We start from the raw sequence: 21,988 nt of genomic DNA on the forward strand, positions 1-21,988 counted from the left end.
GTGTCTGTTACGATAGGAGATTACATATGACACACACCCGCATTGCTTACGTCCAGGCCCGCTGGCACGCCGATATCGTCGACCGCGCGCTGGACGGGTTTTCCGAAATTATTCCCCGCGCCCAGATCGACGTGATCGACGTGCCGGGCGCGTTTGAAATGCCGCTGATGGCGCGCGATCTGGCAGCGACGGGCCGCTATGATGCCGTCGTCTGTGCCGCGCTGGTGGTGGACGGTGGTATATATCGTCACGACTTTGTCGCCAGCGCCGTGGTCGACGGGCTGATGCGTGCAGGCATGGACACCGGCGTGCCCGTGCTGTCGGTGTCGCTGACGCCGCACCACTTTCAGGAAACCGATCATCACAAGGCGATCTACGCCGATCACTTCGTGTCCAAAGGCCGCGAGGCCGCGCACGCCGCTTTGGGCATCCTTCAGGCGCGCAGCAGCTTGCGCAGCGTCGCGGCAGCTTAGCCGAGATAGGCTTTCAAAGCAGGCGGCGGGTTGTCCATCAACGCCCCCGCCGCCTGTGGTGCATGGGCCATGCCCCCTTCGACAAAGATCACATCGTCGGCAAAGCGACGCACGTCTTGTGGTGCGTGGGTGACCATCATCACCGCAGCGCCCGTGTCTGCGGCCACCGTGCCGACCAGATCCAACATTTCATCCCGCAACGCAGGCCCGAGTGCCGCGAACGGTTCGTCCAGCAGCATCAGCGGCTTACCCTGCACCAGCATCCGCGCCAGCGCCGCGCGGCTTTGCTGACCCCCGGACAGGTTGGCGGGCGTGCGATCCTCGAACCCCGCCAGCCCGACCCGCGCCAATGCATCACGCACCTGCCCCTGCTCCTCCGCCGTCAGGCGCAGCGCGGGGCGCAGGCCCAGCCCGACGTTCTGCGCCGCCGTCAGATGCGGGAACAGGTTGCCGTCCTGAAACAACATCGCCATGCCACGTTTGTCGGGGGCTGCATGCGTAATGTCCTTCCCCTGCATCGTCACCGTACCTCGGGCCAGCGGCACGAACCCCGCCACCGCCCCCACCAGCGTCGACTTGCCTGCGCCCGACGGCCCGATGATCGCCACCTTGCGCCCCGCAGGCACCGACAGATCGACACGCAGGCTGAAATCGCCCAGTTCGATCAACACATCATTCAGATACAGCACCACGTCGCCCCCAAGCATCACACATCCAGAACGCCCCGAAGGCGAGCAATATCAACAACAGCGCCGCCCCCGCCGCCGCCTGCATCTGATAGGCCCCCATCAGACGGTACATCTGCAAGGGCAGCGTCGCGTGGTCCTGATCGGCAAACAAGGCAATCACGCCCAGATCCCCCATCGACAGCGCCGCCGCCAGCCCGGCGGCAAAGCCCACTTGCGGGCGCACCCCCGGCAGGATCACCCACAGCCACAGCCGCCAGCCGCGCAGGCCCAGCGCCGCGCTCAGCCGCCCTTGGGCCGCCACAACGTCACGCACCCCCGGCACCAGAATGCGCAGGGCAAAAGGCAGCGCCATCAGCGCGTTGACCAGTGCCGTCACCGGCAAGGCCAGCGACGACGGTGGGGCAAAGGGATAGATCAGGATAAACCATCCCGTCCCGATCATCAGCGGCGACGCGGCAAACCCCAACAGCCCCGCCGCTTCGACCCCGCCGCGACGGCTGGTGCCGATCCAGCCCGCCATCGGCAGGGCCAGCGCCAGAAGCACGCAAACGCTGACGCAGGACACCCAGATCGAAGACCACGCCGCGCGGAACACGCTTGCGGGCAATGCGCCAAGGCCGGGCAAACCGGACAGTACGACAGAGACCAGCGGCACCAGCAGGAACACCGCCGCCAGCCCGATCAGCGCCGCATCGACCCAACGCAGCGCGCCGGTTGGCGCGTCCCAGCGGCGCACGGTGCGCCCCATGCCACCCGTCAGCGACACTTGTGGCACCAGCCACAGCGCAAGCACAGCAGCGCCGCCCGCCATGCCCAGTTGCATCAACGACAGCACCGCGGCGCGGCCCAGATCGAAATCGAACAGAAACGCCTGATAAATCGCCAGCTCAATGGTGGTCGCCCGTGGCCCCCCGCCCAGCGTCAGCGCCACGGCAAAGCTGGCCAGACAGATCACGAAGATCAACGCCAGCGCGCCCGGCACCACGCGCAACAGTACAGGCCATTCCAGCACGCGAAACACCATGCGCGGGGTCAGCCCCAGTTGCGCCGCCAGCCGGAAGCGTTCTGCCGGAATGCCTTGCCAACCTTGCAGGATCAGCCGCGTCGCCAGCGGCAGGTTGAAAAACACATGGGCCAGAAGCACACCGCCCAATCCGTAGATCGACAGCGGCGCGAAACCCCAATGCCCCAGCAGTAGATTCACCCAACCGCCGCGACCAAAGACCGCCAGAATACCCAGCACCGCGACAATCACCGGCAGGATGAACGGCGCACCCAACAGGGCAATCAGCACGCCACGCCCAGCAAACCGCCGCCGCGCCAGCGCGCGCGCCACCGGCACCGCCAGCGCCACCGAGATCACCGCCGACAGAAACGCCTGCCACAGGGTGAAACGCACCGCAGCCCAATCGGCAGGCCCAAGGGAAAATCCCCCCTCGGCCCGCCACGCCACCGCGCCCAGCGCGGCAGCGATCAGCGCCACGACCAATGTCGCAGCGCCAATGCCGCCTACGCGGCTTATCTGGACAGGGCTTGCAGCCATTCCTGCAACGCTTCGTCCCGCAGGGCGGGCGCCTCATCCGATGGCACCAACAGCGCCGTTTCGGGGGTGATCAACGTTTCGAACCCTTCGGGCAGGCCGCCCTTGGGCGTCACGGCCGGGTACATCCAGTTGGTTGTCGGAATGGCCGACTGGAAGGCATCTGTCACCATGAAATCCAGAAACTTGTCCGCCAGCTCGGGCTGGTCGCTGTTGGCCAGCTTGCCCGCCACTTCGACTTGCAAATAATGCCCCTCGGAAAATGGTGCCGCGTGTTTGGTGGCGTCCTCTTCCGCGATCAGGTGATAGGCGGGCGATGTGGTGTAGGACAGTGCCATGTCGGCCTCGCCCTCAAGGAACAGGCCGTAGGATTCGGACCAGCCCTTGGTTACTGTCACGATGTTGTCGGCCAGATCGGCCCAGATCGCCGGTGCCTCGTCGCCATAGGCTGCCTTGACCCACATCAGCAGGCCCAGACCGGGCGTTGACGACCGGGGGTCCTGAATGACGATCTTCAGGTCGCTGTCTGCCAGTTCGCGGAAGTTCTTGGGCGGTGTGATGCCGTCGTTATAGACAAAGGCGAAATAGCCCCAGTCGAAGGGCACGAAATTCGCGTCTGTCCACTCCATCGGCACGTCATAAGCGACATCGACCGAATGCGGGGCGAACAGGCCCGTCGCGGTGGCGGCAGCGGTCAGGTTGGTGTCCAGCCCCAGCACCACGTCAGCGTCAGAGCGCGCGCCTTCCAGCTTGACCCGCGCCAACAGCGCAGCGCCGTCGCCCGTGCCCACGAACTGCAAATCGCAGTCGCACACCTCTTCAAACGCTTTTTCGATCACAGGACCGGGGCCCCAGTCGGACACAAAACTGTCGTAGGTATAGACGGTCAGAACAGGCGTTTCGGCCTGCGCTGTGGTGGCAACGGTTGCTGCAAGAACTCCCGCTGCAAGATGGATCGGCTTCATGGCATCCTCCAATTTGCTGGCGAAAGGGCAAAGCGTGGAGTGATGTCCAGACCTTCCCTCCGCCGGTGTTAACCGGTTCAGGTTCAACGGGTCCGCGATCATTCGCATCTCAGCCACAATGGCCCCCCGAGGTGTTGCAATAGCTAGGGTGTGTGGGCTGCCGAGGCAAGCCGTATTCAGGTTTCGCCCAGAATGCTGCGTGCGTGGTCCACCGTAATGTCACCTGCTGCAACGATGGAACGGGCCACACGGTCAATGTCGGCACCTGTCGCGCCGGCCGTGATCGCGATGTTGCGCGCGTGCAGCGCCATGTGGCCACGCTGGATGCCCTCGGTCGCCAAGGCGCGCAGTGCCGCCATGTTTTGCGCCAGCCCGACCGACGCGACAACCTGCGCCAGTTCGGTCGCGGTCTCGACGCGCAGCAACCGCAACGCCGCCTGCGCCGCCGGATGGGTGCGTGTGGCCCCACCCACAAGGCCCAGCGCCATCGGCAATTCGATACTGCCACTTAGCCCACCGCTGGCGGTGCGTTCCCAGCGCGTCAACGCGGTATAGCGCCCCCTGCGCGCGGCATAGGCATGTGCCCCGGCCTCGACCGCGCGCCAGTCGTTGCCGGTGGCGATCACCACCGGATCAATGCCGTTCATGATCCCCTTGTTGTGGGTCGCTGCGCGGTACGGGTCGATCACGGCCAGCGCACAGGCTTCGACGATACCCTGCGCGACCTCGTGCCCGTCAAGCGTGTCAGTATTCAACGCCGCAGCTTCCAGATCGACACGCGCCCGCACCAGCCGCAGATCAGCCAGGTTGGACAGGATGCGCAGCCGCACGGTGCCGCCCGTGATCGTCTCGACCTTGGGGGCCAGCAGTTCGGCCATGGTGTTGACCGTGTTCGCCCCCATCGCATCGCGCACGTCCACGATCAGATGCAGCACCACCATCGGCCCCACCGGCGTGTCGTCAAACACATGCACCTCGATGTCCTTGCAGCCGCCACCCAGACCGGTCAGCACCTTGTCCTTTGAATTGGCCAGAGCCATCAGGTCGTTGCGGTGCTCGAGTATCCGCAGCCGCGCCGCCGCAGGGTCGCTGACCCCCAGCACCTGCACCTGCGCGCGCATCACCGGATCATCCGCCGAAGCATGAAAGCCGCCCCCGGCCCGCGCAATCCGCGCCATATAGGACGCCGCCGCCACGACAGAGGGTTCCTCGACCACCATCGGGATCAGGTAATCCTTGCCGTTGACGCAAAAGTTGGTGGCGACCCCCATCGGCATCTCGAACTTGCCCACCACATTTTCGATCATCCCGTTGGCCGTGGCCAAGGGCAACGCCCCCTCGCCCGCCAGCAACGCGCGGTCGCTCTGATCCAGCCCCGCCGCCACACAGACCGCATCCAGCCGCCCCGCAGGTTCAAGATCGCGCAGCCCCGCAATGCGGGCGTTCACGGGTACGGGCTGTGTCATGGCGACCTCCTGCTATGTCTCGCCAGACGGTACAGGCTGAACCGCACCGGTCAATCACTCTTGAGCCGATGCGCGCGTGCCGTTATGGCCTTGGGCCAAAGGAGACCGCAATGTCGATCAACAGCTTTGGCCACCTCTTCCGCGTCACCACATGGGGTGAAAGCCACGGACCCGCGTTGGGTGCGACGGTTGACGGCTGCCCTCCGGGCGTGCCCGTGGACGAGGCGATGATCCAACATTGGCTGGACCGCCGCAAACCGGGCCAGAACAAATACACCACCCAGCGCCGCGAGGCCGACGAGGTGCGCATCCTGTCCGGTGTGTTCGAGGGGCAGACCACAGGCACGCCGGTGCAGCTGATGATCGAGAACACCGACCAGCGGTCGAAAGACTACGGCGACATCATGGACAAGTTCCGCCCCGGTCACGCCGACATCACCTATTGGCAGAAATACGGCATCCGCGACTATCGCGGCGGTGGCCGGTCGTCTGCCCGCGAAACCGCGTCGCGCGTGGCGGCGGGCGGTCTGGCGCGCGAGGCGATCCGCGCGATTGCCCCCGATGTGCAGATCACCGGCTACATGACCCGCATGGGCGCCCACGAGATCGACCGCAGCCGGTTCGACTGGGACCAGATCGAGCAAAACCCGTTCTGGTCTCCCGACGCCCAAACCGCCGCTGACTGGGCCGACTATCTTGACGATCTGCGCAAATCCGGCAGCAGCGTCGGCGCGATCATCGAAGTGGTGGCGCGCGGCGTACCCGCAGGCCTTGGCGCACCGGTCTACGGCAAGCTTGATACCGATCTGGCCGCCGCCATGATGTCGATCAACGCGGTCAAAGGGGTCGAGATTGGCGAAGGCATGTCCGCCGCGATGCTGACCGGTGAGCTGAACGCCGACGAGATTTTCATGGGCAACGACGGCAAGCCGTCCTATTCCAGCAACCACGCGGGCGGCATTCTGGGTGGGATCAGCACCGGACAGGACATCGTCGTGCGCTTTGCTGTCAAACCCACCTCGTCCATCCTGAAAACCCGCAAGACCATCACCAAGGCCGGCGCGGAAACCGAGATTATCACCAAGGGCCGCCACGACCCGTGCGTCGGCATCCGCGCCGTACCCGTGGGCGAGGCGATGATGGCCTGCGTTATCCTGGACCACATGCTGCTGCATCGCGGTCAGGTCGGCGGGCAGATCGGCGAAAACCGCGGTCGCATCGGCTGAAATGTCACAGTGCGGACGAACTGTGGGCGGCATCTGGGAATCGTCCAAAGGTGCACTACATATGTTCAAAGTTGTGTCGAAAGGATGCATCATGAACCGTCGTATTATCACCACCGCCCTTGTTGTTTGCGCCTTGCTGCCCGCGGCGCTGCCTGCTTTCGCGCAGGACAACGTCGGCCGTGAAGGCACATTTCAGGGGCGCAATGGCGTGACAGCCAGCGGCGTTGTCGTCGTGACAAATGCCGGCGTGTCGCTGATGCGCGACTTCAAAGTCGAGGGCACCGAAGGCGCGCACGTGGGATTTGGCCGCAACGGCAATCTTGACGCCGCCACGGACATGGGCGCGCTGCAAGCGGTCGAAGGATCGCAAGACTATTCCGCCGGTCAGTCGTTCAACGTTTCGGACTATGATGAGGTCTGGATCTGGAACCCTGCCGACAACACGCCTTTGGCTGTCGCAAAGCTAAACTGACGCTTGCAAACTGATCCCTGACAGATCAAGGGTGTCGCATGCCGATACCCTTGACCGAACACCGCCCCGGAACAGCAGTCGCCTTGAAATTGCTGTCTGTTTTCCTGTTCATGGTCATGTCCGCGATGATCAAGATCGCGGTGCGCGAAGTGCCCTCGGGCGAGGCGGTTTTCTTTCGCTCTTTCTTTTGCATTCCCGTCATTCTGGCCTGGCTTTGGCAGACCGGCGAACTGCGCCACGGGCTTGTGACCAAAAATCCGATGGGCCACGTGTGGCGCGGCCTGTTCGGCACTGCGGCGATGACCCTGACCTTTACCGGCCTTGGCCTGTTGCCCCTGCCCGAAGTGACCGCCATCGGCTATGCCACGCCGCTGTTCACCGTGCTGTTTGCGATTTTCCTGCTGAACGAGAAAGTGCGCGCCATCCGCATGACCGCCGTCGGTCTGGGGTTGGTGGGGGTGCTGATCGTGATCTGGCCAAACCTGACGTTGGGTGCCGGCGACATGAGCAACGCAGCCCTGATGGGCGTACTGGCCATTCTGGGCGCATCGCTGGTGCGCGGGCTGGTGCAGATCCACATCCGCCGCCTGGTGCAGACCGAACACACCGCTGCCATCGTATTCTACTTTTCAATGACCGCCACGGCCCTGTCGCTGCTGACCATCCCATTTGGCTGGGTCATGCCGTCGCCCGCCAACATCGCGCTGCTGGTGGGCGCGGGCCTGATTGGTGGTGTGGCGCAAATCCTGATGACCAGCGCCTTTCGCTTCGGGGCTGCTTCGATGCTGGCACCTTTTGACTACGCCTCGTTGATCTTTGCCACCGCGATCGGTTTTGTGGTGTTCAGCGAGATTCCCACATGGTCCACGGTGGCCGGTGCAACGCTGGTGGTAACCGGTGGCGTGCTGATCATCTGGCGCGAACGACAACTGGGTCTAGAACGCGGCCGTGCCCGCGCTGTGACCGATCCGAAAGGCTAAGACATGACAGACGACCACAAATCCAAGATGCAGGACCTGCAAACCAAGCAACGCGAGAAGATTGCCCAGGCCGAAGATCCCGGTCGCGGCCTGATCCTGGTGCACACCGGCGACGGCAAGGGCAAATCGTCATCCGCCTTTGGTGTTGCGATCCGCGCATTGGGTTGGGGCAAGACCGTCGGCGTTGTCCAGTTCATCAAGGGCAAATGGATCACCGGCGAACGCCAGTTCTTCAAGAAGCTGCCCGAAGTGACATGGCACACCATGGGCGAAGGGTTCACCTGGGACACCCAGGACCGCGACCGCGACATTGCCGCCGCGACAGCCGCCTATGCCAAAGCCTGCGAAATGATGGCGTCGGGTGATTACGACCTGATCCTGCTGGACGAAATCAACATCGCTTTGCGCTATGATTATCTGGACATCAACGCCGTGATCGACGGACTAAAGGCACGCGACGACCGCACCAGCGTGATCCTGACCGGCCGCGACGCCAAGCCTGAACTGATGGACTATGCCGATCTGGTCAGCGAGATGACCGAGGTCAAGCACCCCTTCAAATCCGGTATCAAGGCACAGCGCGGCATCGACTTCTGACGCCGCGTTACGCTTGAACAGGTGCAACCTGTGGTAGGCTTCCCTGGCGTCACACGATTCTCGTGACGGTTCAGGGAGGACGAACAATGCACTTTAAAACAACATTTGCCGCTGTGGCCGCGCTGGCACTGACAGCAACAACCGCGCTGGCCGAAAGCCACAGCACCTGCGCCCCGTCCAAATGGGGCGCAGAAGACACCATTGGCGCCGCCAACCACGTCAGCGCCGAGCGCACGCTTGAGGCCGCCAAGCTGATCAAACAGGGCAAATCCATGCCGCTGGGCATCACCATCGACGCCAAAACGCCGGCTTTCTCGCCGCGCTCGCTGAGCCTGCAAGTGGTCCAGCCGAACCAGCAGGGCGGTGTGAAGCTTGAGGCATTCGGCTATCCGGGCAACTACAACGACGACATCCTGTACACATGGATCGGCATCGGCTCGCAGCTCGACGGTCTGGGCCATCTGGGCGAGGAAGGCATGTATTACAACTGCCTGGACGAAAAAGACATCAGCGTTATCACCGGCCTGACCAAACTGGGCACCCATGACGTGCCGCCGCTGGTGGCCCGCGCGGTGATTGTCGACATGGCCAAACACTTTGGCACCGATGTGATGGAAGCAGGCCAGGGCTTTGGCAGCGAAGACATCAAGGCCGCGATGGAGGCGCAAAACGTCACGATGAATCCCGGCGACATCATCATGTTCCACACCGGCTGGACCCAAGGCATGTTTGAAAAGGACCCCACCGCCTGGGTGTCCGGTGAACCGGGCCTGACCAACGAAGGCGCGGAATATGTGGCCACGCTGGACCCGATGGCTGTCGGCGCCGACACATGGGGGCTTGAGGCCGTGCCCGCCGTCGAAGGCGACGGCACGTTCTATGGGCACGTCGTCTTCCTGAAACAGAACGGGATCTACATCCTCGAGACGATGAACACCGGCCCGATCCTGGATGACGGCGTGAACGAGTTCATGTTCGTGCTGGGACAGGCCCGCATCCGTGGCACTGTTCAGGCGATGATCAACCCCGTCGCCCTGTACTAAAACAAAACGGGCGCGACAGTCTGACCCGTCGCGCCCGCATCTTCATCTTGCCGGATAAACTCCGGGGGAGGCGCGCAGCGCCGGGGGCAGCGCCCCCTTGGACGCTTAAGCGCGCACCAGTTTTTCGTAGCCTTCCGCCACTTCGCGGGTCAGCGCACCAACTTCAAAGTTGTAGTCGCCAATCTGGCCCACGGGCGTCACTTCGGCCGCTGATCCGGTCAGGAAACACTGTTCGAACCCTTCCAGCTCTTCGGGCATGATATGGCGTTCGTGCACCTTGATCTGGCGGTCTTTCAACATGCCGATCACGGTCTGGCGCGTCAGCCCGTTCAGGATCGAATCCGCCAGCGGCGTGTGCACTTCACCATCCTTGATGAAGAAGATATTCGCGCCGGTCGCCTCGGCCACATAGCCGCGATAATCCAGGAACATGGCGTCCGAACACCCCTTGGCCTCGGCGGCGTGTTTGGACATGGTGCAGATCATATACAGACCTGCCGCCTTGGCCGCGACGGGGATGGTTTCGGGGCTGGGACGCTTCCACTTGGCGATGTCCAGCTTCGCGCCTTTCATCTTGGCGTCGCCGTAATAGTTGCCCCATTCCCATGCGGTTACAGCCATGCGGATCGGGTTGCGCGATGCCGCAACGCCCATATCCTCGCCCGCACCGCGGAAGGCCACGACGCGCAGGTACGCGTTGGTCAAACCGTTGGCGTCCAGCGTTGCGCGTTTGGCGGCTTCGATCTCGTCCACGGTGTAAGGGATCGCCATGTCCATCAGCTCGCCCGATTTCAGCAGGCGCTGCGAATGCTCGCGGCTTTTGAACACCTTGCCATCATAGCACCGCTCGCCCTCAAAGACCGAGGACGCATAGTGCAGAGCGTGGGTCAAAATGTGGACGTTTGCGTCGCGCCATTCGACCAGTTTACCGTCCATCCAGATTTTGCCGTCACGATCATCATATGCGCCAGACATCGGTCACATCCTTTTCTCTGTTTTCCTAATATTGCGTGTTCATGTCCGATGTGGACATTTTATTGCGCAAAACATGCGATTCGATAGCCCTTGGCACTTGGAATGTCAACAACACTGACGTAAGCTGCCGATTACACAAGACGAGTGAGGCCACGAGATATGCGTGACACTGGCATGGGTGCGGGACTGGGCGGCGAAAGCCTGCTGTTCCTGACGGACGAACAGCTTCGGCAGGGCATCGAGGCGATGTTCTTTGCCTATCGCGGGTTTACAGCCGATCCTGATCGCATTCTGGCAGACCTGGCCTATGGACGCGCCCATCACCGCGCGGTGCACTTTATCAACCGCGCACCGGGCACCACGGTCAACAACCTGCTGAACATTCTGGGCGTGACCAAACAGTCGCTGAACCGCGTGTTGCGCACCCTGATCGCCGACGGGTTGGTCGAAAGCCGCGTGGGCCAGACCGACAAACGCGAACGCCATCTTTTCCTGACCGATGCAGGTCACGCGCTGGAACAGAAACTTTCCGACGCCCAACGCGCCCGTATGCGCACCGCCTTCCGCGAGGCTGGGCCGGACGCTGTCGGCGGCTTTCGCCGTGTGCTTGAGGCGATGATGGACCCCGAAATGCGCCGCGCCTATGCCCGCCTGAAGGAAAATGGCGCATGAGCGATTTCGACGCGCACCTGCTGGTTGTCGATGACGACGAACGCATCCGCACGCTGTTGCAGAAATTTCTGATCCGCAACGGCTTTCTGGTGACCGCAGCCCGCGACGCGCAGCACGCGCGCCGCATCCTGACGGGGCTGGATTTCGACATGATCATCCTTGACGTGATGATGCCCGGCGAAGACGGGCTAAGCCTGTGCCGATCGCTGCGCGAAACCAAAACCACGCCGATCCTGCTGCTGACCGCGCGCGGCGAAACCGATGCCCGCATCGAAGGGTTCGAGGCGGGGGCGGATGATTATCTGCCCAAACCCTTTGAACCCAAGGAATTGTTGCTGCGCATCAACGCCGTCTTGCGCCGGATGCCCGACACACCGGCGCAGGACAATATGCCCAAGATCCTGCATCTGGGCGACATCCGCTATGACCTTGAGCGCGGCGAGATGTGGCAGGGGCAGGACATCGTGCGGCTGACCGGCACCGAAATGCTGCTGATGAAGATATTTTCCGCCCAACCCGGCAACCCGATCAGCCGCGCCAAGCTGGTCGAGGAACTGGGCCGCGACCGGGGGCAGGCACAGGAACGCGCGGTAGACGTGCAAATCACCCGTCTGCGCCGCAAGATCGAAAGCGATCCGAAACAGCCGCGCTATCTGCAAACCGTGCGCGGCGCCGGTTATATGCTGGCCCCTGACTGACGGCGGTTTTCTGCACAAAAACTGCGGCCTGTTCGTCTGGCATCGGGCCGCGAAGGCCGCTATGCTGCCGGTCGAATATACATGAGGCGCCGCAATGACCGACACACCCGTGACCGAGATGAGCTTTGAACAGGCGATGGCCGAACTGGAACAGGTTCTGGGCCAGCTTGAACGCGGCGACGTGGCGCTGGACCAGTCGATCACGTTGTATGAACGCGGCGCGGCGCTGAAAGCCCGCTGCGAGGCCAAGCTGAAAGAAGCCGAGGAAAAGGTTGCCGCCATCACGCTGGACAACGAGGGCAACCCCACCGGCACCACGCCCGCCGACATTCAGTAAGCCCATGTTTTCCGACCGGCTGGCACAGGCCGCCACGCAAATCCAATCGCAGTTCGATGCCGTACTGGGCAGTCTGGACGATGTGCCTGTCACGCACGCGATGGCGCACGCAACCATGGGCGGCAAACGGCTGCGCGGGTTTCTGGTGCTTGAATCGGCGCGGCTGCACGGGTTGGACCCGGCGGTGGCCTTGTGGCCTGCCACGGGGATCGAGGCGATGCACGCCTATTCGCTGGTGCACGACGATCTGCCCTGTATGGACGATGACGATCTGCGCCGTGGCCAGCCCACCGTTCACGTCAAATGGGACGAGGCGACGGCAATGTTGGCCGGTGACGCGCTGCACGCGCTCAGCTTTGAGCTGGTCACCCACGACACCGTCGGCCCCGCCCGTGCCGATCTGGCACACACCCTGGCGCTGGCCGCCGGGCAGCGCGGCATGGTGCTGGGTCAGGCGCTGGACATCGCCGCCGAAACTGCGGACGTGCCGCTGACACTGGATCAGATCGAATACCTGCAACGTGGCAAGACCGGCGCGCTGATCGAATGGTCGGCCTGTGCCGGTGCGCGCATGGCCGGTGCCGATACCGCTCCGCTGCGCGACTATGCCCAAGCGATGGGGCTGGCGTTCCAGATTGCCGACGATGTGCTGGACGTGACCGGCGATGCCACCACCGTGGGCAAGGCCACCGGCAAGGACGCCGATGCAGGCAAAGCCACATTCGTGTCGCTGCTGGGTCTGGACGGGGCGAAACGCCGCGCAACCGAGCTGGTGCAATCTGCCTGCGATGCCCTAGATACATATGGACCGGATGCCGACGTGCTGCGTGAAACCGCTGCATTTGTCATCCGCCGCGAGAAATGACAGAAGGCCGCCCCATGACGGACCGCCCCGATACCCCCCTGCTGGACACCATCCAGCGCCCCGCTGACATGAAGCACCTCAGCGACGGCCAGCTTTTGCAACTGGCTGACGAGCTGCGCCGTGAAACCGTGTCGGCGGTGTCGGTCACCGGCGGGCATCTGGGCGCGGGTCTGGGCGTGGTTGAACTGACCGTGGCGCTGCACGCCGTGTTCGACACGCCGCGCGACAAGATCGTGTGGGACGTGGGCCACCAATGCTATCCGCACAAGATCCTGACCGAACGCCGCGACCGCATTCGCACCCTGCGCCAAAAGGACGGGCTGTCGGGTTTCACCAAGCGCAGCGAATCCCCCTATGACCCGTTCGGCGCGGCCCATTCCAGCACCTCGATCAGCGCCGCCCTTGGCCTTGCCGTGGCGCGCGATCTGGGTGGCGTGACGCCCGAGGGACTGGGCGACGCGATTGCCGTGATTGGCGATGGCAGCATGAGCGCGGGCATGGCCTATGAGGCGATGAACAATGCGGGCGATCTGGGCAAACGTCTGATCGTGATCCTGAACGACAACGAAATGTCCATCGCCCCGCCCGTGGGCGCGATGTCGTCCTATCTGTCCCGTCTTTACGCCGAAGAGCCGTTTCAGGACCTGAAAGCCGCCGCCAAAGGGGCGGTCAGCCTGCTGCCGCCCCCCTTCCGCGAAGGCGCGCGCCGGGCCAAGGATCTGCTCAAGGGCATGACCGTGGGCGGCACGCTGTTCGAACAGCTTGGTTTTTCCTACATCGGCCCCATCGACGGGCACGATCTGGAGCAGCTTTTGCCCGTGCTGCGCACAGTCAAGGCCCGCGCCACTGGCCCGATCCTGATCCACGCGCTGACCAAGAAGGGCAAGGGCTACGGCCCCGCCGAACAGGCCGCAGACAGGGGGCACGCCCGCGCCAAGTTCGACGTGATCACCGGCGAACAGAAAAAAGCACCCAGCAACGCGCCCAGTTACACCAGCGTTTTTGCCCAGCATCTGCTGAAAGAGGCCGCCGCCGATGACCGGATCTGCGCGGTGACCGCCGCCATGCCCGACGGCACCGGCCTGAACCTGTTTGCCGAACGCTATCCCAGCCGTTGCTTTGATGTGGGCATCGCCGAACAGCATGGTGTGACCTTCTCGGCCGGGCTGGCCGCGGGCGGGATGAAACCGTTCTGCGCGCTCTATTCGACGTTCCTGCAACGCGGTTACGATCAGGTGGTGCACGACGTGGCGATCCAGCGTTTGCCGGTGCGGTTTGCCATTGACCGTGCGGGGCTGGTGGGTGCCGACGGGGCCACCCATGCAGGGGCATTCGACGTGGCATTTCTGGCGAATCTGCCCGGTTTCGTGGTGATGGCCGCCGCGGACGAGGCCGAGCTGGCGCATATGGTCGCCACCGCCGCTGCCCATGACGACGGTCCCATCGCGTTCCGCTTTCCGCGCGGCGAAGGCACCGGTGTCGAAATGCCCGAGCGTGGCACGCCGCTGGAAATCGGCAAGGGCCGCATGATCCGCAAAGGCGCGCGTGTGGCGATCCTGTCCTTTGGCACACGCCTAAGCGAGGTCGAAGCCGCCTGCGAAAGCCTGATGGCCAAGGGGATCACCCCCACCGTGGCAGATGCCCGTTTCGCCAAGCCACTGGACCGCGACATGATCCTGCAACTGGCCGCCGATCACGAGGCGCTGATCACCATCGAAGAAGGTGCCGTTGGCGGCTTTGGCAGCCATGTGGCACAGCTTTTGTCGGACGAAGGCGTGTTCGACGATGGGTTAAAGTTCCGGTCGATGGTGCTGCCCGACATCTTCATCGACCAGTCCAGCCCGGCCGATATGTACGCCACCGCACAGCTGAGCGCCAAAGACATCGAGGCCAAGGTGTTGACCGTGCTGGGTGTGTCGCAGATCGCTGCGGAACGGGCTTGAACCGGCGTTAACCCGGCCAGGCCCAGACCGCGATACTGGCCAGAACGGCAACCTGAACATAGCCTGCCAGCACCCACAGGCCGTCGCGGGTGATGACACCGAATGCGATCATCGCGATGGCACCGGCGCAAAACGAAGACACAAACGGCAGGATTTCCAGAAACGGAAACGTCACAGCCGTCAGCATACACACCACCAGCGTCAGCGGTCGCAGCACACCCGAGGTCAGCACCCGCAACCGGGGCCGCGAGTTTGCATCCAGCCAGGCGCAGGGCTTGCGCAGCCATCCTGTCGCCGTCGTGACCCGCGCCGACGCCAGTTCGCGCCGCAGCAAGATGTCAGGCAGCCACAAATGCCTGCGCCGCCCGAACGCCTGCCCCATCAGGATCAGCAAGATCACCGACGACAGCGTCGGAACGGTCGGAATCCCTGACAAAGGCGAGACGATCAGGACCGAAACCGCAAGCACCAGGGGCATGATGGAACGGTCCCCGATGGCGGTCAAAATCTCGCGCACGGACACAACCGAGCCATCCGCAGCATGGTCAATCGCATCCAGCAGATGCGTCAGTGTCTTGTCATCGAACCTAGACATTCGGAAATCAGCCGTCTTTCAAAAGGGCGGCCAATCCTTCGCGATACGTGGGATAACGCAGCCGTACACCCAACGCCTGCTTGATCCGTTCGTTCCGCACGCGTTTGCTTTCGGCATAAAAACTACGCGCCATCGGCGTCATTTCCGCCTGTTCGATCGGTATCGCCGGCGGCACCGGCAAACCCAACAACGTGGCGGCGTGGGCAATCACCTCTTGCGGCGGGGCCGGATCGTCATCGCAGACGTTGTAGGCGGTGCCGGGTGCGGGCCGTTCAATCGAGGCCGCCAGAACCTGCGCAATATCCTCGACATGGGTGCGGGAAAACACCTGACCCTGCTTGATGATCCGCCGCGCCGTGCCTTGGCGCACCTTCTCGAACGGGCCGCGGCCGGGGCCATAGATGCCCGCCAGCCGGAAAATGTGCAGCGGCAGGTCGGGAATGGCCCGCCATGCTTCTTCCGCACTCTTGCGCATCTGTCCGCGTTTGGTTGTGGGGCTCAGCGGCGTATCCTCGTCCACCCAGTCGCCGTTATGATCGCCGTAAACGCCGGTGGTCGACAGGTAACCCAGCCAATCCAATGCGGACGCCTTGGCGGCAATGGCGTCGTGCAACGCGTTCAACACCGGATCGCCCTCGGCCGACGGCCCCGCCGATACCAGCACATGTGTGGCCTGCGACAGCACGGGCATCACATCGCTGCCCGGCCAGATCAGCGGTTCGACCCCGGTCGCGGCAATCTCGTCGGCCTTTTCGGTGCTGCGCGTCGTGCCGATCACCCGCCAGCCTTGCGGGATCAGCAGCGCGGCCAAAGCCCGCGCCGAATAGCCATGTCCGAATGAAAGCAATGTCTTGTCCATTTGCCATAGGTGCCCCGCCACACGCCCGTGTTCAAGCCCCTTGCGCCCAAAGCACAGAGGCGACAGCATACCCACATGAGCGATGATCCTGACCTGAACGCCGCCTATGCCTTGCAAACCCCCGCGGATTCGCAGCGGCTGTACGCCCGCTGGGCCAAAACCTATGACACCACTTTCGCCAGTGCATCCGGCTACATCCTGCACATGCAGGTGGCATCACTGTTCACGGAACACGGCGGCACGGGGCCGGTTCTGGACGTGGGCGCGGGCACGGGCCTGTGTGGCGTTGCCTTGGCGGCACAGGGCATCGCCCCTGTGGACGGCACCGACATTTCGCCCGAAATGCTCGAGGTCGCCGACGCAAAAGACGTGTATCGAAAGCTGTTCACAGGCGACATTCTACAGGGTCTGGATGTGCCGGATGGCACCTATGCCGGCGTTACCAGCAGCGGCACCTTCACCACCGGCCACGTCGGCCCTGACGCGCTGGACGAGGTCATGCGCGTGGTCCACCCCGGCGGTCGCATCACCCTGTCGATCAACGCACAGCACTTTGCAGCGCAAGGCTTCGCCGCGAAATTTGCACTGTTAGAGCCTGATATTCAGGATCTGACCCTGACAGACGTGCCGATCTACAGCCCAGAGACCACCGGCGATCACGCGCGCGACATCGCCCGCGTGGCAAGCTGGATCAAGCGTTAGCGCCCCTTCCAGACCGGATCGCGCTTCTCGGCAAAAGCTTTTGCGCCCTCAAGCTGATCTTCCGAGGCATAGAGCGCATCCACAGTCGGCAACTGTCGCCCGGTGATCCGGTTCATCGCATCCTGAAACTTCGCATCCTCGGCGTCCCGCACGATTTCCTTGATCGCGGCGTAAACCAGCGGCGGCCCCGACGCCAGCAGGCGCGCCAGTTCCCACGCGCGGTCGGCCAGCGCATCGGCTGGCAAAACCTCGTTCACAATTCCCCAACGGTGCGCTTCCGCCGCATCGAACCAGCGCCCGGTCAGCAGCAGTTCCATGGCGATGTGGTAAGGAATCCGCTTGGGCAGCTTGACGCTGGCCGCATCCGCAACCGTACCAGACCGGATCTCGGGCAGCGCAAACTGCGCATGGTCCGCTGCCAGGATCATGTCAGCGCTCAGCGCCAGTTCCAGCCCGCCACCGCAGCAAATCCCGTTCACGGCAGCAATCACCGGCTTGTTCAGTCCGCGCAGCTCTTGCAAGCCTCCAAAGCCGCCGACGCCATAGTCGGCATCCACTTCATCCCCGTCCGCCGCCGCCTTCAGATCCCAGCCGGGGCAAAAGAACTTGTCCCCGCCGCCGGTGATGATCGCCACGCGCAAGTCGGGATCATCACGGAAACCGGCGAACACATCGCCCATGATCCGGCTGGTCGCCAGATCAATCGCATTGGCCTTGGGGCGGTCCAGCGTCACGTGCAAAATTGTGCCTTCGCGGCGGGTCTTGATCGGGTCCATCTGTCAGTCCTTTGCAATTCGGATCAGCGCGTCGGCAGCAACCGCGCGGGTGGGGGTGCAGATCAGCGGATTGATCTCAACCTCGCTGATCACATCAACCTGCGCAATCACATAGGATTGCACAGCCATCACGGCGGCCACGATACTGTCAATGTCCGCCGCGGGCCTGCCCCGATAGCCGGTCAGCAACGGGGCACATTTCAGCTTTGTTAGAGCCTGCTTTACAGCACCTTCGTCCGAAGGCACCAGCAGGGAAACGGTATCGGCCAGCATCTCGGTCAGCACGCCACCCGCGCCCAGCGTCAGCACAAACCCGTGCGCCGGATCGCGGGTGACGCCCACCAGCACCTCGGCCACACCATCGGTCACCATCTCTTCGATGATCGCGCCCGTGCCCGGCAGGTCTGCCAGTGCCGCGCTTAAATGCTCTGTGGCCACATTCAACCGCACCGCACCGGCTTCGGTTTTATGCGCCAGTCCCAACCCCTTGACCGCAAATGGGGCGGCCATTCCGGTCAAATCCGGGCTGGATTCCCCTTGAACAGAGACTGATTTGGGCACCTGAACGCCAAACGCTGTCAACGCGGCCTTGGCCTCTGCCTCGGTCAGCGTCTCGCCATCCCGCGCGGCCCCCGGCGGCAATGGTGCCAGCGCAACAGGCGCGCCCATATGCGCGGCAACCTCGGCAGCCGCAATCGCTTCGGTCAGACCGTTCATGGGCACAACCCCGCCTGCGATCAGTCTACGTGCAATGTCAAACGGCATCAGTTCGGGCAAGGTCGCAACCACCGCCACGGGCCGCCCCGTCAGAGCACGCACGCCCAGCGCCGCCTGCGTGGCACAGTCCCAATCCGTCGCATCCGTGTGCGGATAGTCGACGATCAACAGCGTCAGCCCGATGTGATCCGCCGCCATCGGCGCCCAGGCCCGCGTCATCGCGGGCGCATCCCGCCAGATGTAGGTGTTGTAATCCAGCGGATTGGACAGCGCGACCATCGGACCCAATGCCTCGGCCAAAGCGCCCCTTTGTCCCTGTGTCAGAGCCGGAAACGTCACCGCCCGCCCATGCGCCGTATCAGCGGCCAGGCTGGCCTCGCCCCCCGAACAACTGACCGACGACAGCGTCGGCGCATCCAACGGACCCGCCACATGCAGCAGTTTCAGAACCTCGACAAATGTCGGCAAATCCCGCACCCGCCCGATCCCCAGCCGCGCCAGCAAGGCACCGGCCCCCGCATCGCCCCCGGCCAACGATGCAGTGTGCGACACCGTCGCCCGCTGCGCCTGTTCCGACGCGCCGACCTTCAGCGCGATCAGCGGCACGCCGCGTTCGGCCGCCCGCAGCGCCAACCGGTGCCATGCACCCGTATCGCCAAACCCTTCGATATGCAGCCCGATCGCCGTCACACGCGGATCTTCCAGCAACCCCAGCGCAATTTCCGCCTGCGTCGTCTGCGCCATGTTTCCGCAGGCCACGACATAGGCAATTGGCAACCCGCGCTGCTGCATCGTCAGGTTGATGGCAATGTTCGAGCTTTGCGTCAGGATCGCCACACCGCTGTCCACACGTGCACATCCATGCTGATCAGGCCACAACAACGCACCGTCCAGCGCATTGATGTACCCATAGCAATTCGGCCCCAACACGGGCATTTCGCCCGCCGCAGCCACCAACTGCGCCTGCAAATCGGTCCCGCCCGCATCCTCGGCAGCCGCCTCGGCAAAGCCCGAGGCAAAGCATACCGCCCCGCCCGCGCCCATCCGCGCCAGCCGCCCCACGACGTCAATCGAAACATGCCGGTTCACACCCACAAAAACCGCGTCGGGTGCCTGTGGCAAATCCTCAACCGCAGGCACCGAAACGATCCCCTCGATCACCGCTCCCTTGGGGTGAACGACATGAATTTCACCCGAAAACCCCATAAGCACAGACTGTTTGACCACTTGCGCGCACCATGCGCCGCCACCCACCACGGCAATCGACCGTGGCCGCAACAACCGCGACAAATCACGCACCATACTGCACCTTCTTTTGGCCAGAAATATCCCGGGGGGAGGCCGCAGGCCGGGGGGCTGGCCCCCGCTTAAGCGCCCAGGGCACGCAACAGCTCGCGGCTGATGATATGGCGCTGGATTTCGCTGGTGCCATCCCAGATCCGCTCGACCCGCGCATCGCGCCAGAACCGTTCCAGCGGATAGTCATCCATCAACCCCATACCGCCGTGAATCTGGATCGCCGCATCCGTCACCCGCCCCAGCATTTCGCTGGCATAGAGTTTCGCCGACGCAATCTCGCGGTTCGCAGGCAGCCCCTTGTCCAGCCGGTCGGCACTGGCCAGCGTCAGCAGGTCAGCGGCATCAATCTGGGTGATCATGTCGGCAATCTGGAACGAGACGCCCTGAAACTTGCCGATCTTCTGGCCGAACTGCTCACGCTCGGCGGCGTAGTTCAGCGCGTAATCAAACACCCGCCGCGCGCGGCCCACGGACATGGTCGCCACCGTGATCCGGGTGGCGTACAACCAGGTGTTCATCACCTCGAACCCGCCATGCACCTCGCCCAGCACCTGCGCGTCGGGCAGCCGGCAATCGTCGAACTCAAGGATCATGTTCTTGTAGCCGCGATGCGACACCGATTTGTACCCGTCCCGAATGATGAACCCAGCCGTGCCGCGATCGACCAAAAAGGCCGTAATCCGCTTTTTGGGGCCTTTGGGCGTCTGATCTTCGCCGGTGGCGATGAACACAATGACAAAATCCGCATGGTCCGCGCCCGAAATGAAATGTTTGGTGCCATTCACCACCCAGTCGCCGCCATCACGCACCGCGTTGCACTTCATCCCGCGCACGTCCGATCCGGCCCCCGGCTCGGTCATCGCCAGCGCGTCCATGCGTTCGCCACGCACGGCGGGCATCAGGTAACGGTCGATCTGTTCGCCTTCGCAGGCCATCAGGATATTCTGGGGCCGCCCGAAGAAATGGTTCAGCGCCATCGACCCGCGCCCCAACTCGCGCTCGACCAGCGCGAACTCAACATGGTTCAACCCCGCGCAGCCGACGCTTTCGGGGAAGTTGCAGGCATAAAACCCCAGATCCAGCGTCTTTTGTTTGATCTCCTGCGCGATCTCGGCAGGCACTTCGCCGGTGCGCTCGACCAGTTCCTCGTGCGGGTAAATCTCGTGTTCGACAAAGCTGCGGACGGTGTCCGCAATCATCGTCTGCTCGTCCGTCAGACCGTAAATCATGTGATGTTTCCCTATCAGCTCGCGTAGTTCGAGCCTTCTTCGTCGAGGATGGCTTTCAACTCTGCCAAGTGGCGTTCGTCCTGCTCGGGGTAATCCTCGACCTCGCGCGCAGTCTTTTCCGCAACGGCGTCAGGCAGCACGCGCAGGGGCTGCCTGGTTTGCAGCGCGCGAATATAGGTCTCGGCGGCGCGTTCGAAATAATAGAGCCTGTTAAAGGTTTCCGCGACTGTATCGCCAATGATCATCACGCCATGGTTGCCCATGATCATGACCTTTTTCTTCGGATCATCGAACAGCCGTGCGCAGCGTTCGCCTTCGTCCTCGAATGCCAGCCCGTTATAGCCGTCGTCGATCACGTAGCGGTTGAAGAAGGTCGCACAGTTCTGGTCGATGGGCGGCAGGCGGCTGTCGGCCAGCGATGCCAGCACCGTGGCGTGGATCGAATGCACATGCATGGCGCAGCGTGCGTGCGGGCAATGGCGGTGGATGCCACCGTGCAGACCCCAGGCGGTCGGGTCTGCGTCAACGCCGACCATGCTGTCGGGGTCGTTGGCATCCATCTCGATCAGGTCCGACGCCTTGATGCGCGAAAAATGCATCTGGTTGGGGTTCATCAGGAACTTGGTCCCGTCATCGTTCACCGCCAGCGAAAAATGGTTTGCCACCGCTTCGTGCAGGTTCAGCCGCGCGGTCCAGCGAAAGGCAGCGGCCAGGTCCACGCGTTCCTGCATATGGTCCATATTGGGGCGCATTTGGGTGACAGACATCGGTGAACTCTCCGGTTGTGGCTTTTGCTTATGGTGGCGGGGGCGCCGCCGGTTGGCCAACGAAAAAACTGTCGTCACCGCATAAGTAATGCTAATGGCTGAA

The 21,988-nt window shown here is 63.3% G+C and carries 23 protein-coding genes and 1 riboswitch; of the genes, 12 read left to right on the forward strand and 11 right to left on the reverse strand.

The window, feature by feature from the left end; translation table 11 throughout:
- The first annotated feature begins 26 nt into the window (after nt 1–26).
- Nucleotides 27–473, forward strand: a complete 447-nt coding sequence (locus AAC077_RS08770) for a 6,7-dimethyl-8-ribityllumazine synthase (protein ID WP_339768587.1) — start codon at nt 27–29, stop codon at nt 471–473.
- On the opposite strand, the gene AAC077_RS08775 is transcribed toward AAC077_RS08770, so the two are convergent.
- The 4 genes from AAC077_RS08775 to AAC077_RS08790 all read right to left on the reverse strand — a co-directional run bounded on the left by AAC077_RS08775 (nt 470) and on the right by AAC077_RS08790 (nt 5,133).
- Nucleotides 470–1,180 (reverse strand): ATP-binding cassette domain-containing protein, encoded by a 711-nt coding sequence (locus AAC077_RS08775; RefSeq protein ID WP_339768589.1) that lies wholly within the window; start codon nt 1,178–1,180, stop codon nt 470–472. The genes AAC077_RS08770 and AAC077_RS08775 overlap by 4 nt on opposite strands.
- Entirely contained in the window at nt 1,146–2,705 is a 1,560-nt protein-coding gene (locus tag AAC077_RS08780) for a thiamine/thiamine pyrophosphate ABC transporter permease ThiP (RefSeq protein WP_339768591.1), read from the reverse strand. The genes AAC077_RS08775 and AAC077_RS08780 overlap by 35 nt, the downstream gene beginning before the upstream one ends.
- Nucleotides 2,681–3,667: a thiamine ABC transporter substrate binding subunit gene (gene thiB, locus AAC077_RS08785; RefSeq protein ID WP_339768593.1), complete on the reverse strand. Its 987-nt coding sequence runs from the start codon at nt 3,665–3,667 to the stop codon at nt 2,681–2,683. The genes AAC077_RS08780 and thiB overlap by 25 nt, the downstream gene beginning before the upstream one ends.
- Nucleotides 3,668–3,704: 37 nt before the next feature.
- Nucleotides 3,705–3,806: riboswitch (TPP riboswitch) on the reverse strand.
- A gap of 37 nt (nt 3,807–3,843) precedes the next feature.
- Nucleotides 3,844–5,133, reverse strand: coding sequence for a hydroxymethylglutaryl-CoA reductase, degradative (locus AAC077_RS08790; RefSeq protein WP_339768595.1), 1,290 nt, complete (start codon nt 5,131–5,133; stop codon nt 3,844–3,846).
- A gap of 110 nt (nt 5,134–5,243) precedes the next feature.
- On the opposite strand from AAC077_RS08790, the gene aroC reads away from it, so the two are divergent.
- From aroC to AAC077_RS08815, 5 genes are all read left to right on the forward strand, one after another.
- Entirely contained in the window at nt 5,244–6,359 is a 1,116-nt protein-coding gene (gene aroC, locus AAC077_RS08795; RefSeq protein ID WP_339768597.1) for a chorismate synthase, read from the forward strand.
- Nucleotides 6,360–6,450: 91 nt separating this feature from the next.
- Complete coding sequence (locus tag AAC077_RS08800) at nt 6,451–6,831, forward strand: hypothetical protein (RefSeq protein WP_339768598.1); 381 nt, start codon at nt 6,451–6,453, stop codon at nt 6,829–6,831.
- Between the two features lie 38 nt (nt 6,832–6,869).
- A complete protein-coding gene (locus AAC077_RS08805; RefSeq protein WP_339768600.1) occupies nt 6,870–7,811 on the forward strand; it encodes a DMT family transporter in 942 nt (313 codons plus the stop codon).
- Between the two features lie 3 nt (nt 7,812–7,814).
- Complete coding sequence (gene cobO, locus AAC077_RS08810; protein WP_339768601.1) at nt 7,815–8,408, forward strand: cob(I)yrinic acid a,c-diamide adenosyltransferase; 594 nt, start codon at nt 7,815–7,817, stop codon at nt 8,406–8,408.
- 86 nt (nt 8,409–8,494) lie between these two features.
- On the forward strand, nt 8,495–9,451 hold the full coding sequence (locus tag AAC077_RS08815; RefSeq protein ID WP_339768603.1) for a cyclase family protein: 957 nt from the start codon (nt 8,495–8,497) through the stop codon (nt 9,449–9,451).
- 105 nt (nt 9,452–9,556) lie between these two features.
- Here AAC077_RS08815 and AAC077_RS08820 read toward each other — a convergent pair whose 3' ends face one another.
- Nucleotides 9,557–10,426 carry a branched-chain amino acid aminotransferase gene (locus AAC077_RS08820; RefSeq protein ID WP_339768604.1) on the reverse strand — a complete coding sequence of 290 codons (870 nt, stop codon included), beginning with the start codon at nt 10,424–10,426 and terminating at the stop codon, nt 9,557–9,559.
- A gap of 159 nt (nt 10,427–10,585) precedes the next feature.
- On the opposite strand from AAC077_RS08820, the gene AAC077_RS08825 reads away from it, so the two are divergent.
- The 5 genes from AAC077_RS08825 to dxs all read left to right on the forward strand — a co-directional run bounded on the left by AAC077_RS08825 (nt 10,586) and on the right by dxs (nt 14,941).
- Nucleotides 10,586–11,098: a MarR family transcriptional regulator gene (locus AAC077_RS08825; RefSeq protein WP_339768606.1), complete on the forward strand. Its 513-nt coding sequence runs from the start codon at nt 10,586–10,588 to the stop codon at nt 11,096–11,098.
- Nucleotides 11,095–11,796, forward strand: a complete 702-nt coding sequence (locus AAC077_RS08830) for a response regulator (RefSeq protein ID WP_339768608.1) — start codon at nt 11,095–11,097, stop codon at nt 11,794–11,796. The genes AAC077_RS08825 and AAC077_RS08830 overlap by 4 nt, the downstream gene beginning before the upstream one ends.
- Nucleotides 11,797–11,890: 94 nt before the next feature.
- On the forward strand, nt 11,891–12,133 hold the full coding sequence (locus AAC077_RS08835) for an exodeoxyribonuclease VII small subunit (RefSeq protein WP_339768610.1): 243 nt from the start codon (nt 11,891–11,893) through the stop codon (nt 12,131–12,133).
- A 4-nt stretch (nt 12,134–12,137) separates the two neighbouring features.
- On the forward strand, nt 12,138–12,998 hold the full coding sequence (locus AAC077_RS08840; protein ID WP_339768612.1) for a polyprenyl synthetase family protein: 861 nt from the start codon (nt 12,138–12,140) through the stop codon (nt 12,996–12,998).
- A 14-nt stretch (nt 12,999–13,012) separates the two neighbouring features.
- Entirely contained in the window at nt 13,013–14,941 is a 1,929-nt protein-coding gene (gene dxs, locus AAC077_RS08845) for a 1-deoxy-D-xylulose-5-phosphate synthase (RefSeq protein WP_339768614.1), read from the forward strand.
- Nucleotides 14,942–14,948: 7 nt separating this feature from the next.
- Here the strand turns inward: dxs and AAC077_RS08850 are convergent, their stop codons facing one another.
- Together AAC077_RS08850 and AAC077_RS08855 are read right to left on the reverse strand one after the other, a co-directional pair.
- Nucleotides 14,949–15,536 (reverse strand): exopolysaccharide biosynthesis protein, encoded by a 588-nt coding sequence (locus AAC077_RS08850; protein ID WP_339768616.1) that lies wholly within the window; start codon nt 15,534–15,536, stop codon nt 14,949–14,951.
- Nucleotides 15,537–15,543: 7 nt separating this feature from the next.
- The gene (locus AAC077_RS08855) at nt 15,544–16,395 is read right to left on the reverse strand and encodes an SDR family oxidoreductase (protein WP_339768618.1); all 852 of its coding nucleotides are present in this window, start codon (nt 16,393–16,395) and stop codon (nt 15,544–15,546) included.
- Between the two features lie 75 nt (nt 16,396–16,470).
- On the opposite strand from AAC077_RS08855, the gene AAC077_RS08860 reads away from it, so the two are divergent.
- Nucleotides 16,471–17,097 carry a class I SAM-dependent methyltransferase gene (locus AAC077_RS08860; protein ID WP_339768620.1) on the forward strand — a complete coding sequence of 209 codons (627 nt, stop codon included), beginning with the start codon at nt 16,471–16,473 and terminating at the stop codon, nt 17,095–17,097.
- Here the strand turns inward: AAC077_RS08860 and AAC077_RS08865 are convergent.
- From AAC077_RS08865 to AAC077_RS08880, 4 genes are all read right to left on the reverse strand, one after another.
- The gene (locus tag AAC077_RS08865) at nt 17,094–17,873 is read right to left on the reverse strand and encodes a carnitinyl-CoA dehydratase (RefSeq protein WP_339768622.1); all 780 of its coding nucleotides are present in this window, start codon (nt 17,871–17,873) and stop codon (nt 17,094–17,096) included. The genes AAC077_RS08860 and AAC077_RS08865 overlap by 4 nt on opposite strands.
- 3 nt (nt 17,874–17,876) lie before the next feature.
- A complete protein-coding gene (locus tag AAC077_RS08870) occupies nt 17,877–19,892 on the reverse strand; it encodes an acetate--CoA ligase family protein (protein WP_339768624.1) in 2,016 nt (671 codons plus the stop codon).
- A gap of 65 nt (nt 19,893–19,957) precedes the next feature.
- The gene (locus tag AAC077_RS08875) at nt 19,958–21,118 is read right to left on the reverse strand and encodes an acyl-CoA dehydrogenase family protein (protein WP_339768625.1); all 1,161 of its coding nucleotides are present in this window, start codon (nt 21,116–21,118) and stop codon (nt 19,958–19,960) included.
- Between the two features lie 14 nt (nt 21,119–21,132).
- Nucleotides 21,133–21,885 carry a class II aldolase and adducin N-terminal domain-containing protein gene (locus AAC077_RS08880; protein ID WP_339768627.1) on the reverse strand — a complete coding sequence of 251 codons (753 nt, stop codon included), beginning with the start codon at nt 21,883–21,885 and terminating at the stop codon, nt 21,133–21,135.
- Nucleotides 21,886–21,988: the final 103 nt, after the last annotated feature.

Origin of the sequence: uncultured Pseudosulfitobacter sp. (assembly GCF_963976325.1) — a bacterium.
Taxonomy (GTDB): Bacteria; Pseudomonadota; Alphaproteobacteria; order Rhodobacterales; family Rhodobacteraceae; genus Pseudosulfitobacter.